This is a genomic window from Kribbella sp. NPDC003557, from assembly GCF_040610805.1.
Classification (GTDB): domain Bacteria; phylum Actinomycetota; class Actinomycetes; order Propionibacteriales; family Kribbellaceae; genus Kribbella.
In genome coordinates, this window is record NZ_JBEXMY010000009.1 from 1 (window position 1) to 13,691 (window position 13,691).

At 67.6% G+C, this 13,691-nt stretch carries 11 protein-coding genes; 5 read left to right on the forward strand and 6 right to left on the reverse strand.

Annotated features, from left to right (window positions below):
• Positions 1–321: 321 nt before the first annotated feature.
• The 5 genes from ABZW60_RS33575 to ABZW60_RS33595 are packed head-to-tail and all read right to left on the reverse strand — an operon-like array spanning position 322 to position 7,282.
• Complete coding sequence (locus ABZW60_RS33575; protein ID WP_355483784.1) at positions 322–1,335, reverse strand: iron-siderophore ABC transporter substrate-binding protein; 1,014 nt, start codon at positions 1,333–1,335, stop codon at positions 322–324.
• Between the two features lie 26 nt (positions 1,336–1,361).
• A complete protein-coding gene (locus tag ABZW60_RS33580; protein WP_355483786.1) occupies positions 1,362–3,644 on the reverse strand; it encodes a glycoside hydrolase family 95 protein in 2,283 nt (760 codons plus the stop codon).
• Entirely contained in the window at positions 3,645–5,306 is a 1,662-nt protein-coding gene (locus ABZW60_RS33585; RefSeq protein ID WP_355483788.1) for an ABC transporter substrate-binding protein, read from the reverse strand.
• Positions 5,307–5,336: 30 nt separating this feature from the next.
• Positions 5,337–6,287, reverse strand: coding sequence for a carbohydrate ABC transporter permease (locus ABZW60_RS33590; RefSeq protein WP_355483790.1), 951 nt, complete (start codon positions 6,285–6,287; stop codon positions 5,337–5,339).
• Positions 6,284–7,282, reverse strand: coding sequence for an ABC transporter permease subunit (locus ABZW60_RS33595; protein WP_355483792.1), 999 nt, complete (start codon positions 7,280–7,282; stop codon positions 6,284–6,286). Before ABZW60_RS33595 ends, ABZW60_RS33590 begins: the two co-directional genes overlap by 4 nt.
• Before the next feature lie 734 nt (positions 7,283–8,016).
• On the opposite strand from ABZW60_RS33595, the gene ABZW60_RS33600 reads away from it, so the two are divergent.
• A complete protein-coding gene (locus tag ABZW60_RS33600) occupies positions 8,017–9,258 on the forward strand; it encodes an MFS transporter (RefSeq protein WP_355483794.1) in 1,242 nt (413 codons plus the stop codon).
• On the opposite strand, the gene ABZW60_RS33605 is transcribed toward ABZW60_RS33600, so the two are convergent.
• Positions 9,242–10,228, reverse strand: coding sequence for a TerC/Alx family metal homeostasis membrane protein (locus ABZW60_RS33605; RefSeq protein WP_355483796.1), 987 nt, complete (start codon positions 10,226–10,228; stop codon positions 9,242–9,244). The genes ABZW60_RS33600 and ABZW60_RS33605 overlap by 17 nt on opposite strands.
• Before the next feature lie 285 nt (positions 10,229–10,513).
• Here ABZW60_RS33605 and ABZW60_RS33610 point away from each other — a divergent pair, with 285 nt between their 5' ends.
• From ABZW60_RS33610 to ABZW60_RS33625, 4 genes are all read left to right on the forward strand, one after another.
• The gene (locus tag ABZW60_RS33610; protein ID WP_355483798.1) at positions 10,514–11,062 is read left to right on the forward strand and encodes a helix-turn-helix domain-containing protein; all 549 of its coding nucleotides are present in this window, start codon (positions 10,514–10,516) and stop codon (positions 11,060–11,062) included.
• Positions 11,059–12,555 (forward strand): MFS transporter, encoded by a 1,497-nt coding sequence (locus tag ABZW60_RS33615; protein ID WP_355483800.1) that lies wholly within the window; start codon positions 11,059–11,061, stop codon positions 12,553–12,555. Before ABZW60_RS33610 ends, ABZW60_RS33615 begins: the two co-directional genes overlap by 4 nt.
• 285 nt (positions 12,556–12,840) lie before the next feature.
• Positions 12,841–13,074, forward strand: coding sequence for a septal ring lytic transglycosylase RlpA family protein (locus tag ABZW60_RS33620; protein WP_241997717.1), 234 nt, complete (start codon positions 12,841–12,843; stop codon positions 13,072–13,074).
• A 13-nt stretch (positions 13,075–13,087) separates the two neighbouring features.
• Positions 13,088–13,690 (forward strand): cell wall protein, encoded by a 603-nt coding sequence (locus tag ABZW60_RS33625; RefSeq protein WP_355483802.1) that lies wholly within the window; start codon positions 13,088–13,090, stop codon positions 13,688–13,690.
• The last annotated feature ends 1 nt before the right edge of the window (position 13,691 follow it).

A 13,691-nucleotide genomic window follows, 5' to 3' on the forward strand; every position in this document is an offset into this window, starting at 1 on the left:
GCTAGCCGGAAGCAGATGCTCCGGCGCTAAGCCGGGGGCGGGCGGGAGCGCGCGGAGCAGGTGCGCTGAGGAGCGCAGCGACGAAGTAAGCACCTCCGCAGCACGCGCAGGGCACTCATCCCCTGACCAGTCGCCCGCCGGAACCCCCGGCGCAAGCCGGAACCCCCGGCGCAAGCCGGAACCCCCGGCGCAAGCCGGAACCCCCGGCGCTAGCCGGAAGCAGATGCTCCGGCGCTAAGCCGGGGGCGGGCGGGAGCGCGCGGAGCAGGTGCGCTGAGGAGCGCAGCGACGAAGTAAGCACCTGCGCAGCACGCGTGGGTGTTATCCCTTGGCGGCGAGCAGTTTCTCCAGATCGTCCAGGACCTTCATGGCGCCGATCGGGCCGAGGCCGAGGAACCAGACCTCGTCGTCGACCCGCTCGGCCTTGCCCGCCTTCACCGCGGCCAGCGACTTCCACAGGTTGCCGTTGACGACCTTGGTTTCGTCGGTGGTGTCGGGTTTGCCGTAGCTGGAGTAGAAGATCCAGTCGCCGGCGCCCTGGCCGATGTTTTCCTGGGAGACCTCGACGGCGAGGTCCTGGACGTCCTGGATCTTGGGGCGGGGCAGGCCGACGTCCTTCAGGATCACGCCGATGAACGACAGGTTGCCGTACAGCCGGATCTGTCCGGGGCGGAACCGGACCAGCGAGATCGTCGGGGAGCCGTCGACCTTCGACTTCACCTCGTCGGCACGCTTCTGGTAGTCGTTCAGCAGGCCGGTGGCCTTGTCCTCCTCGCCGACCGCGTCGGCGACCAGCAGGAAGTTCTCCTTCCACGGGAACCCGGGCCGGATGCTGAACACGGTCGGTGCGATCGCGCTGAGCTTCTCGTACAGGTCGTTGGCGCGCAGCTTGCTGCCCAGGATCAGGTCGGGCTTGAGCGCCGCGATCGCCTCGAGGTTCAGTTCGCTGATGCCGCCGACGGTCTTGATGCCCTGCGCCTTGTCGGCGAGGTACGACGGTACGCCGCTCTGCCCGGCCGTCGTCGCCATGCCGACCGGGGTGATCCCCAGCGCCAGCACGTCGTCGAGCTCGCCGCTGTCGAGGACGACGATGCGCGACGGCTTCTTCTCGATCTGCACCGAGCCGAGCGCGCCCTTCACCGTCCGCGGGAACGCGCCCGGCGCGGCGTCCGAGCCGAGTTTCGCGGTCTCGGCGTCGGCGGTCTTGAACAGCCGGCCGCCGGTGGCCACTTCCTTGTCACCGACGCCGGTGTCCGAACTCTTGGTGTCCCCGCCGCCGCACCCGGCGAGCGCCAGGACGGCGGCCGACGCGACGATCCCGATCAGCTTCTTCACGGACGTTGAGCCTACAACAACCTAGCTTAGGCTGGCCTAACCAGGTCCACGTGCTGACCCGCCCCGAGCTCGACGGTCCGCTCCCCGTCCGGCAACGCGATCCGGTACGTGCCGGCGTGCGACGCGCGGACGACGGCCTCCGTCAGCGTCCCGTCGCGCCAGGCGACGTCGAACGTCAGCCCGCCGCGGGCGCGCAGGCCGCGGAACGATCCGTCGGGCCACTCGGCCGGCAGCGCGGGCAGTACGCGGATGACGTCGGTGTGGCTCTGCAGCAGGAGTTCCGGGATGCACCCGGTCATGCCGAAGTTCGCGTCGATCTGGAAGATGTCGCCGTCGCGGTGCATCAGGTTGTCCGACACCAACCGGCTCAGATAGTCCTGGATCACCGCGACAGCGCGCGCCGGCTCGAACAGCCGGGCCCACAGCGCGACCAGCCAGGCGGCGGTCCAGCCACCGTTGACGGCGCCCGCCGTACGCAGCTCCAGCGAAGCCCGTGCCGCCGCGGCCCACTCCGGCGTACGCAGCGGGTCGATCTCCGCGCCCGGATACAGGCCGTAGAGGTGCGACTGGTGGCGGTGCTGCGGCTCCGAGGGTTGCCAGTCGGTCGGCCACTCCAGCAGCCGCCCGTCCGGCGCCGTACGAATCCTCGGCAGCTGCTCGCGGGCTGTGGTGGCCCGATCGACCAGCTCGGACGACAGGCCGAGGACCGACGAAGCCTCGGCCAGGTTCGCGAACAGCTCGCGGATCAGCCAGATGTCGTACGTCGACGTGAGGTCGACCGACGCCTTCGCGCCCGACGGCAGGACAAAGTGATGCTCCGGAGCGGTCGACGGGATGAACTGCAGTACGCCGTCCTGGTCCTCGACGAGCATCGCCAGGACGAACTCAGCCGCACCGGCCATGACCGGGTAGGCCCGTTCCCTCAGGAACTCGACGTCACCTGTGAACCGGTAGTGCTCCATGAGATGCGCCGTCAGCCACACGCCACACGTGGCGCACATCGCCCAGACGGGATCGTCCCCGCCCTCGCCGACAGGCCACGTCGCCATCCAGATATCCGAGTTGTGATGCGACACCCATCCGGGAGCGTCGTACAGGATCCTCGCCGTCTCCGCACCGGCCGAGGCCAGGCCTTCGAGGAGGTCGGTGAGCGGATCGAAGCACTCACTCAAACCGGTCAGGTCGGCGAGCCAGTAGTTCATCTGCGTGTTGATGTTGTTGGTCCAGTCGCTGGCCCACATCGGCCGGCGGTCCTGGTTCCAGATGCCTTGCAGGTTGGCCGCCTGCGTCCCGGGCCGTGACGACGCGATCAGCAGGTAGCGGCCGAGGTTGAAGGTCAGCGCGACCAGATCGGGATCGTTGCCCCCGGCAGCGACCGCCTCGATCCGCTCGTCGGTCGGCAGGTTCACGACCGGACCGAGCTCCAACGACGCCCGGTCGTACAAAGCCCCATGATCCTCGACGTGCCGCTCACGAAGCTTCTCCACAGCAACCGAATCCAGCGCGGAAAACGCTGCACTCAAGGCCTCCAGCGGATCCCGCCCCGGCGCGCTCTGCCACCCGGCGAACGTGCTCGCCGCCGCCACCAGCACAGTGAGCCGATCGGCCCCACGGACCGCGATGCCGTCGGGCGACGTCGTGACCGTACCGCCGGCAACGAAGGCGCGGACCGCGACGCCGAAGCCGATGCCGCGCCCCTCCTCGTACCGGATCGGGTCCGGACTCTGCCGGTACTCGATCGTCAGGTCCGACGGCGCCCGGCCGACCACGCCATAGGTGCTATCAGCAACTTCCGCCAGGATCGGATGCTGACTCTCCAGCGCCAGATCGAGCGTCATCGCCCCCGGCTGATCGGCCGTGATCGTCCACGCCAGCACCTGGTCCGGCGCCGACACGAAGGTCTCGCGCCGGAACCGCACGCCGTCGACCGTGTAGTCGACGGCGGCGATCCCGGTGCGCAGATCCAAGCTCCTCCTGTAGTCCGCAGCCTCGCCCGCCGACCGGATCACCAGGTCGGCGAGCGGCTGGTACGACTCCACCAGCGGCCCCTGCAACGCACGGGTCCGTTCGGTGGCCGCCAGCTGATCGCCGTCCTCCAGCAACAACCGGCGTACGTCGGCCAGCACCGCCGGCCCGTCCGGAACGGTCAGGGTCCGTGGACCGTCACCGGACCAGACGTCGTCGAGGTTGAGCGCGATCCGCTCGTCGGCGACCCGGCCGTACACCTTCGCGCCGAGATGCCCGTTGCCGAGCGGCAACGCCTCGAACCAGTCCGTTGCGGGGCTGCGGAACCACAGGAGGTGTGACAACTACTTGCTCCCGGACTTGTACTTGTCGTAGGCCTGCTGGTTGATCTCCAGGTACCGCGGCATGCCGGTGCTCTCGAGCCCCTTCACGTACGCGTCCCAGTCGGTGTCGATGTTCTTCGAACCGGTGATGAAGGCCAGCTGGTTCTGGTTCACGTAGGTGTTGAGGTTGGTCTGCAGCGTGGCGAGCTCGCCGCTCAGGCTCGGGTCCGGCCAGACCGAGGTCTGCGGGAACCACTGCGCCTTGTCCTCGTGACCCTCGTACAGCTTGGTGGCCTCCCACAGCCGCCGCTCCAGGCCGGCGCCGGTGTAGATGTCCTTCGGCGTGACCTGCGCGTTCCGGAAGGCGAGCGTGTTGTTGTACTGACCGAGCGCGCCCCAGCTGATGTTCTTCGGCGCGTCCTGCTTCGGCTTGTACATCGGCTTGGTGCTGGCGTCGAGCGCGATGTCACCAGCGGCGGGCTTGGTCCAGCCGACACCCTCCGGGCCCATGTTGGTGATCATCTGGCCCTCGTCGCTGTAGATCCAGTCGAGCATCTTGATCGCCGCGACCTGGGCCTCCTTGCTGGCCTTGTTGGTCAGCATGAACGTGTACCCGGTCGACGTCGGGTGGTTGTACCCGGTGTAGCTCTTGCCCTCGGGACCGGTCAGCGGCGGAACGGCGTCGTACTGCTTGTCCCGGCCGTCCTTGGAGTCGAGCTGCACGAAGATGCCCGGCCAGAGCACCGGCACGGAGCCCAGGACGACGGCCTTCGGGTTGTTGCCCTGCGCCTGCAGCGCCTGCGCGTTCTGGGTGAACGCGGCCTGGTCGATCAGGCCGTCCTTGTACAGGCCGCGGATGTACTTCAGGCCTTCCTTCCACTGGTCCGAGGTCACCGGCGTGACGACCTTGTCGCCGTTCAGCGTGATCAGCGACCGGACACCGTTGTTCGCACCGACCGGGTCGTAGGCGAACGCGTTCATCAGGTACGCGATCAGGCTGCTGTCCTGCGGGTCGGTCGTCATCGGGATCTCGTCGGCCTTGCCGTTGCCGTTCGGGTCCTTGGTCTTGAACGCCTCGAGCACCTTGCGCAGGTCGTCGGTCGTCTTCGGCACCTGCAGGCCGAGCTTCTTCAGCCAGCTGCTGTTGATCCACAGCTTGTCCGGGTAGGTGCAGTGGAAGCAGTCCGCCCACTGCGGCAGCGCGTAGATGTGACCGTCGGGCGCGGTCGACATCTCCTTGTACTCCTTGTTGGAGTCCAGCGCCTTCTGGATGTTCGGCGCGTTCTCCTTGATCAGGTCCTCCAGCGGGACCGCGATGCCCTGCTGGCCGAGCTTGAGCACCTCCGCCTGGGTGAACGCGTCGATCCACGGGATCAGGAAGAACAGGTCCGGGTAGTCGCCGCTGGCGAGCGCGATCTGCCGCTTCTCCTTGGCCGGCCCGGCGTCGTACGTCGTGGTCTGCCAGCGGAACTGGATCTTGAACTTGTCGCTGATGATCTTGGTCACCGCGTTGGTGTCCATGTTGGTGCTCTGGTCGGACGGCGTGAAGGTGTCGATCACGACCTTGCCGTCGGCCGACGTCTCGTTCGCCGCACCCTTGCCGGACTTGTCCGAACTGCACGCCGCCAAAGCCAGCGCACCGGCCGCGGCCAATGCGACGACCTTGCTCACGGATGAGCGCATTTCTGGTGTTTCCCTTCTGGAGTGGGCCCTTCAGCCCTTGACCGCGCCGACCATCACGCCCTTGGTGAAGTGGCGGGCGACGAACGGGTAGATGATCAGTACGGGCAGGCTCGAGATGACGATGAGCGCGTACTTGAGGACGTTGGCCAGCTGTTGCTGTTCGAGCTGCTGGGCCAGACTCGTCGTGGTGGTGGACCCGGTGAGGGTGTTCAGGATCAGGACGTTCCGCAGCACGATCTGCAGCGGGTACAGCCCGGGGTCCTTGAGGTAGATCAGCGCGTCGAAGTAGCTGTTCCACTGGAAGATCGCGTACATCAGCGCGATCACCGCGATCACCGGCTTGGACAGCGGCAGCACGATCGACCAGAGGAACCGCAGGTCGCTCGCCCCGTCGATGGTGGCCGCCTCGTACAGCTCCTCCGGGATCGTGCTGCGGAAGAACGTCCGCGCGATGATCACCTGCCAGACGCCGATCGCGCTCGGGATCACCATCGCCCAGCGGGTGTTCAGCAGGCCGAGGTCCTGGACCACCAGGTAGGTCGGGATCAGGCCGCCGGAGAACAGCATGGTGAAGATCAGCACGCTCATGATCACGTTCCGGCCGAAGAACGTCCGGCGGGACAGCGGGTACGCGATCGCGATCGTCAGCGTGACGCTGATCAGGGTGCCGCCGATCGCGTAGATGAACGAGTTCAGGTAGCCCTTCATGATCAGCGGATCGCTGAAGGCCTCCTGGTACGCCTTGATGCTCGGCTCGATCGGCCACAGCAGCACCCGGCCGGCGCTGACCGCCGACGGGCTGCTGAACGAGTTCGCCACGATGTAGATCAGCGGTACGGCGACCACGATGAGCGCGATCCAGAGCATGATCTTCACGCCGAGCAGGAAGATCTTGTCGGTGCGCGTCTCCTCGATCGTCGTGCGCTGCGACTCGTGCCGGCGCGCCGACGTACGGCGGAATCCCTGCAGTGTGATGCTCATGACCAGAGTCCGTTTCCGGTGATGCGCTTGGCGGCGAAGTTCACGCCCAGCAGCAGGAAGAGGTTGATCACCGAGTTGAAGAGCCCGATGGCGGTCGCCATGCTGAAGTCGGCGTTCAGCAGACCGGTCTTGTAGACGTAGGTGGCGATGATCTCCGACTGCGCGGTGTTCAGCGGGTTCTGCAGCAGGAACGCCTTCTCGAACCCGATCGACATGATGTTGCCGACGCCGAGCACCAGGATGATCACCGCGGTCGGCATGATGCCGGGCAGGTCGACGTGCCGGATCCGCTGCAGCCGGCTGGCGCCGTCGATCCGCGCCGACTCGTGCAGCGCCGGGTCGATCCCGGAGAGCGCGGCCAGGTAGATCACCGCGGAGTACCCGGTGGTCTGCCAGACGTCGGACCAGACGTAGATGTGCCGGAAGTAGTCCGGCCGCCCGAGGAAGTCGACCGACGGTACGCCGAACAGGCCGATCGCGTCGTTGACGAAGCCCAGCCGCGGCGACAGCACCAGGATCGTCATCGAGACCACGACCACGGTGGAGATGAAGTACGGCGCGTAGGTGACCAGCTGGACGATCTTCTTGAACCGGCCGTTGCGGATCTCGTTCAGCGCGATCGCCAGGATGATCGGGATCGGGAAGCTCGCCAGCACCGTGTAGACCGACAGCAGGAAGGTGTTCTTCACCAGGGTCCAGAACACCGGGTTCTGGAAGAACAGCTCGAAGTTGCGGAAGCCGACCCAGTCACTGCCCCACGGGCCCTTGATCGGGCTGTAGTTCTTGAACGCGATCACCGCGTTGGCGATCGGGACGTACTTGAAGATGACGAAGTACGCGAGCGGTACGACGACCAGCAGGTAGAGCTGCCAGTGCCGCCGAAGACTGCGCCGGGCCTGCGTCCGGCGACTCGTTCGCGGTGGTTTCCGGGCTGTAGCCGCCGCCGGCGGCGCCGGTGCCGCGGGTACCGGTTTCACCTCGAAGGTTGCGCTCACTCCGCATCCTTTCCCTCACGCGCTGGAGTGGAACCGATATCCGATAGGATCTCGGGTTTCGCTATCCCGGAGGATGACACAGATCCCAGGACAGCGGAAGAGTTCCCGGTCCGGTCGATACCGGACGGTGACCGATGCGCTCAGATCCCTTGTCCACAAGGGAATCTCGGAGTTGCCCCCAGCAACCACCGGTCGGCAAACGCCAACTGATCCGGTGGCCAGCCACCGGATCCGGGCACACACCGATCACACCCGGGGTCGCTCTGAGCCACCGACACCGGACCGATCCACAATTTATTTCTCGTGTTAACTATGTCGCAGTCAACCCGCCCACCACCACCCATGTCAAGACCTGGATTCAGGCGAGGGAGCTCTGCGGCTCGGCGTGCACGACCGGCCTGCGGGCGGAGTGACCGCGGCGAGGGCGACGGCGCTGTGGCGGATCGATCACGCTGCGCTGTACGAGACCCTGGGGCACCGGAAGGTGACTGGGGTCAGACAGGAACCTGACCCGACCATCACGGGGGAACGGCCGGGCCAGGCACTACTGATAGTACTCCTGCCGACCAAGCGAGGCCGGGTAATTCGAGGGCGGACGCGCCGGGTGCTCCCCTACTCTTGGCGGCATGCGTACTCGCTCCTGACAGCGCACCCGTCGTGCGCCATACCAAGCGTTTGACCGATTCCCGGTCGCGCTTCGTCCTGCCCGCACATGTCGTCAGGAGCAACCCGCGATGCCTTCGTACCGATCGGCCGACCCGACGCGGACGTACTACGTCTACAACGCCGCCTGGTCCTTCCTGGCCGCCCTGTCCTTCACCCTGAACCTGGTGTACTACGTCCGCGACGCCGGACTCGACCCGCTGCAGATGGTCCTGGTCGGGACCACGCTCGAGCTCACCTGCTTCCTGTTCGAGATCCCGACCGGCATCGTCGCCGACCTGTACAGCCGCCGGCTCTCGATCGTGATCGGCTTCCTGCTGATCGGGGCCGGCTTCCTGCTGCAGGGCCTGGTGCCGGCGTTCCTGGCGATCCTGGCCGCGCAGGTGCTGTGGGGTGTCGGCTTCACGTTCACGTCCGGCGCCGACCAGGCCTGGATCACCGACGAGATCGGCACCGACCGGGCCGGCCGGGTGTTCGTCCGCGCGCAGCAGTTCGAGCTGGCGGCGAAGATCGCCGGTATCGTCACCGCCGGCGGCCTCGGGCTGATCAGCCTGCCGCTGCCGATGGTGATCTCCGGCGCCGGGATGATCCTGCTCGGCCTGCTGCTCGCGCTGTTCATGCGGGAGCAGAACTTCCACCGCACCCCGCGCGAGGAGCGGGAGACGTTCCGGCACCTGGCGGAGACCTTCAAGCACGGTCTCGGTGTCGCCCGGCGCCGCCCCGTCGTACGGACGCTGGTCCTGGTCAGCCTGATCAGCGGCCTGTCGAGCGAGGCGTTCGACCGGCTGTGGTCGGTGAAGATCCTGACCTTCACCTTCCCGACCGTCTTCGGTACGTCGGACCCGGCGTTCTGGTTCACCGTTCTGGCCCTGATCGGGACACTGCTGTCGCTCGGCACGTCGGTGACGCTCGACCGGCTGTCCCCGGAGCGGTTGTCGGCCGCGCACCCGACCGGCATCCTCGCCACGTTCGCGCTGCTGCAGATCGTCGGCGTGGTCGGTTTCGCACTGTCCGGCAGCCTCTGGCCGGCCCTGGCGGGGATGTGGCTGAGCACGGTCGCGGGCACCGTCGCGTATCCGGTCCAGTCCGCCTGGCTGAACCGGCACATCGACTCCCGGTCCCGCGCGACCGTCCTCTCGATGGTGTCGCAGGCGAACGCGATCGGTCAGGTCGCCGGCGGGCCGCCGCTCGGCGCCGTCGGCCGCTCGTCGCTGCGTTCGGCGCTGCTCGCGTCCGGCCTGCTCCTGGTCCCGATCCCCGTCCTCTACCTGCGCACCCGGGTCCCGGACGAGGCCCTCACTCGTCGATCTTGATCCGGACGGCTTCGCGGCGGGCGTCGTACGACGACTTGATCAGGCTGGCGACCGTGGTGACGAACAGGGTGCCGACGATGAAGCCGAGGGAGGTCAGGATGCCGATGTGCGGCAAGTGGATCGCGCCGATGTCGTCGATGTGCGAGCCGTGCAGCGCCTCGATGATCAGCTTCACGCCGATGAACGCGAGGATCACCGACAGGCCGACGTTCAGGTAGACGATCCGCTCCAGCAGCCCGCCGATCAGGAAGTACAGCTGCCGCAGGCCCATCAGCGCGAACGCGTTCGCGGTCAGCACGACGTAGGCGTCCTGGGTGAGCCCGAAGATCGCCGGGATCGAGTCGAGCGCGAAGATCACGTTCGCCATGCCGATCGCGGAGATCACGATCACCAGTGGGGTGAGCATCCGGCGGCCGTCGATCCGGGTGGTCAGCTTGGCGCCGTCGTAGTCGTGCGCCAGCGGGAGGACCCGGCGCAGCCCGCGCAGCACGGCGTTCTCCTGGAAGTCCTCCTCGTCGTTCTCACCCTCGATCGCCAGGCGGACCGCGGTGTAGACCAGGAACGCGCCGAAGATGTAGAACACCCAGCTCGCCGCCGAGATCGCCGCCGCGCCGGCCAGGATGAACACCGCGCGGAGCAGCATCGAGACCACGATGCCGATGTACAGCACCTTGTCCTGCGCCAGGCTCGGGACGGCGAACCGCGCCATGATGATGACGAACACGAAGAGGTTGTCGACGCTGAGGCTGTACTCCGTGATGTACCCGGCGACGAACTCGCTGCCGGACTGCCCCGGGCTGAACAGGAACAGGCCGAGCGCGAACAGCCCGGCCAGACCGACGTAGAACAGCACCCAGCGGGTCGCGTCCTTGATCGTCACGGTGTGGTTGCGGCGGGCGATCACGATCAGGTCGAACGCGACGATCGCGAGCAACCCGACGATCGTCAGCACCCAGACGGCAGGGGACATGACAGAGACCATGACGAACCTCCGGACGTCGGCGAACAACCAGCTTGGTCCGGAGGTCTCTCCCGCCTGGCCGATACTCCTGAGACCAGGCCGGCAGCACCGGTTCGGCCGCCCAGGCCTCCCGTGATGACGACGCTGCCGCTTCGGGGATACTCCCCTCCACAAACGCGCCAAGTGTATAGGTACCTAACGCATTTGCGATCATGGTATACCGCATACTGACTGCAGAACTAGATCGGATGCCAATGTGAGACATCAATGTCTCACATGAGTTATGCTCGTCTCATGGCAGTCGATCGGGAGCAGGTACTGCGGGCCGCCGCGAGCCTGCTGATGCGCAAGTCCACCGCGACCATGGACGAGGTCGCCCGGGCGGCCGGGATCAGCCGCGCCACCCTGAACCGGCAGTTCGCCGGGCGGGACGCGCTGATCCGCGCGCTGGAGGAGCTCGGGATCGCCGAGTGCGAGGCCGCCGCGGCGCGCGCCGCCGTCGACGACGGTCCGGCGACCGACGCCGTCCGGCGGTTGGTGCGCGAGCTGGAGCCGGCCTCCGGGCTGATCGCGTTCCTGTACTCCGAGAACCAGCTGTTCGAGGGCGAGGAGCAGAACGAGGGCTGGGCGCGGCTCGACGCGCGCCTGGTCGCGCTGTTCCGCCGTGGGCAGGAGGCCGGCGAGTTCCGGATCGACCTGAGCCCGGCCTGGCTGACCGAGGCGCTCTACGGGCTGCTGGTCTCCGCGGCCTGGGCCATCTGTGAGGGCCGGGTCGCCCCCAAGGACTTCACCACGAACATCACCGAACTGCTGCTCGGCGGCGCCGTCCGGAGAACGGAATGAAGCAGCAAGTCACACGGCCCGGGCGCTGGCTCGCGCTGTCCGTCCTGGTGCTCGCGGTGCTGCTCATCGCCGTCGACTCGACCGTGCTCGGTCTCGCGACGCCGTTCCTGTCCGAGGACCTGCAGCCGTCGGGCAACCAGTTGCTGTGGATCGGCGACGCGTACTCGTTCGTGCTCGCCGGACTGCTCGTCTCGATGGGCAGCCTGGGCGACCGGATCGGCCGCAAGCGGATCCTGCTGGTCGGCGCGACGGCGTTCGGCGCGCTCTCGGTGCTGAACGCGTACGCGAACTCGGCCGAGCTGATGATCGCGGCGCGCGCCCTGCTCGGGGTCGCGGGCGCGACGCTGATGCCGGCCACGCTGGCGCTGATCCGCAACCTGTTCCACGACCCGCGCGAGCGCAGTCTCGCGATCGGGATCTGGGGCGCCGCGGCGTCGGCCGGGATGGCGATCGGCCCGATCGTCGGCGGTGTACTGCTGGAGAACTTCTGGTGGGGTTCGGTGTTCCTGATCAACCTGCCGGTGATGGCCGTGCTGGTCGTCGTCGGCGCGAAGCTGCTGCCGGAGTCGCGGAATCCGGAGCCGGGTCCGTGGGACCTGGTCAGTGTCGTGCTGTCGATGATCGGCATGGTCGGGATCGTCTACGCGATCAAGGAGTTCGCGGCGCACGGGGTCGACTGGATCCCGGTCGCCGCGGCCGTGGCCGGCGCGATCGCGCTCTACGGATTCGTCCGGCGGCAGCGCCGGCTCCCGATCCCGTTGCTGGACCTGCGACTGTTCCGCAGCCGTGGATTCAGCAGCGCCGTTCTGGCCGACCTGCTGACCATCCTCGGGTTGTCCGGGCTGATCTTCTTCCTGTCGCAGTACCTGCAGCTGGTCCAGGAGCGGCGGCCGATCGAGGCCGGCCTCGCGGAGTTGCCTGCCGCGATCGGGTCGATCGTCGCCGGTCTGCTCGCGGGACAGGTGGCGCGGCGATTCTCGGTGCGCGCCGTCGTGGCCGGCGGGCTCGCTGCGATCGGGCTGGCTTTGGCGGCTCTCACCACGATCAGCGCGGACACAGGCTATCCGCTGCTCGGTGCGGCGTTGCTCGTCGTCGGAGCGGGTGCCGGATTCTCCTTCACCGTCACGGCCGACGTGATCCTGGCCGCCGTGCCGAAGGAGGAGGCAGGCGCCGCGAGTGCCGTGTCGGAGACGGCGTACGAGCTCGGTGCGGCGCTCGGGATCGCGCTGCTGGGCTCGATCGTCACCGGGGTGTACCGCAACTTCACCGGTCCCGCGGGCACGCCCGCCGCGGCTCACGAATCACTCGGTGGGGCGGTCGAGGCGGCCGCCCAGCTGCCGCCGCAGGCCGGCGCCGAGCTGCTCGACGCCGCCCGCGAGTCGTTCGCGCACGGGGTATCGATCGCGGCCGGCGTGGGCGCGGTCGTCCTGCTCGCGACCGCGGTCGCCGCCTGGTTCCTGCTCCGCGGCCAGCGGCTCAGCAGCGAACGCTAGGCAAAAAGTTTCCGTTTCTTCGATGAGCCCTGGGAGATTTCGCCGGATCGGAGTACAAAAGAAGTTCTGTAGGTCTGTCCGCCCCTAGGCCTAGGAGGAACTGTCATGGCCGGATTCAACGGCGAAGCATCCTGGTTCTGTTGCGGAAACGCATGGGGACCCTGTGCGAGCACCGGTCACGGTGCCTGCGGCACGTGCAATTCCGGGAGCTTCCAGCACGCGTGGCCGAACACCTCGGACGCGTGCCTGTCGATCACCCGTCCGGACCGCTGCGGATTCACCGGGATGACCCGGCGTACCTGCGGTTTCCGGCACGCCACCACCAACCTGTGCAACGGAAAACGGGTCGTCACCTCGATCGCGGACTGCGGTCCGCAGACCGACCTGTTCTGCGGTGAACGCGCCTGCTGCGGCGGCACGTGCGCCGCGAACCGCCTGCTCGACCTCACGCCGGCCGCGTTCTCCGCGATCGCGAGCCTGAGCGCCGGTCTGATCCCCGCGAACATCGACGTCGGCTGAGGAGTGAGCTGAGATGACTGCAACGATGGATCGCCGCGCCCTGCTCACCCGCGCCGCACTCGGCGCGACCGGCCTGGTCGCCGCCACCGCGATGGGTTCACTCGCCCCGGAGACCGCGTTCGCGGCCGGTGCGCAGTTCCCGGACGCCGGGCAGCCGGACCCGAACTTCGCCGAAGGCGTGATCACCGGCCGGAACCAGGATCTCCTGCAGGTGCAGGGATCCGACGGCCGGCTGCACCGGATCCAGCTGACCGGTGTGACGAGCGTCTGGAAGCTCCGGCCGACCACGATCGACCAGGCCAGGATCGGCGACGGGCTGTACGCGCGCGGCGTGCTGCTGCCCGACGGGATCCTGGCCGCCGAGGCGATCTGGGTCAACATCGTCAACCTGACCGTCGCGATCACGTCGATCGGCCGCAACGGCGTCCAGCTCGACCACCACGGCCAGAAGGTCGTCGGGCACATGCAGCCCGGGACCACCGCGGCCGTGTACAACGGCACGCCGGCGGTGTCGGACCTGTCGATGCTCAAGGTCGGCCGGCACGCCCAGGTGATCGGCGCCTGGCGACCGGGGACCAACGAGATCGACATCGCCACCATCTACACGTCGAACTGAC

Excerpts from the sequence above, each read along its gene's own strand:
- ABZW60_RS33600 (WP_355483794.1), top strand. The coding sequence starts at position 8,017 with ATGCCTTCGTACCGATCGGCCGACCCGACGCGGACGTACTACGTCTAC.
- ABZW60_RS33590 (WP_355483790.1), bottom strand. The coding sequence starts at position 6,287 with ATGAGCATCACACTGCAGGGATTCCGCCGTACGTCGGCGCGCCGGCAC.
- ABZW60_RS33620 (WP_241997717.1), top strand. The coding sequence starts at position 12,841 with ATGACCCGGCGTACCTGCGGTTTCCGGCACGCCACCACCAACCTGTGC.
- ABZW60_RS33625 (WP_355483802.1), top strand. The coding sequence starts at position 13,088 with ATGACTGCAACGATGGATCGCCGCGCCCTGCTCACCCGCGCCGCACTC.
- ABZW60_RS33615 (WP_355483800.1), top strand. The coding sequence starts at position 11,059 with ATGAAGCAGCAAGTCACACGGCCCGGGCGCTGGCTCGCGCTGTCCGTC.
- ABZW60_RS33610 (WP_355483798.1), top strand. The coding sequence starts at position 10,514 with ATGGCAGTCGATCGGGAGCAGGTACTGCGGGCCGCCGCGAGCCTGCTG.
- ABZW60_RS33585 (WP_355483788.1), bottom strand. The coding sequence starts at position 5,306 with ATGCGCTCATCCGTGAGCAAGGTCGTCGCATTGGCCGCGGCCGGTGCG.
- ABZW60_RS33605 (WP_355483796.1), bottom strand. The coding sequence starts at position 10,228 with ATGTCCCCTGCCGTCTGGGTGCTGACGATCGTCGGGTTGCTCGCGATC.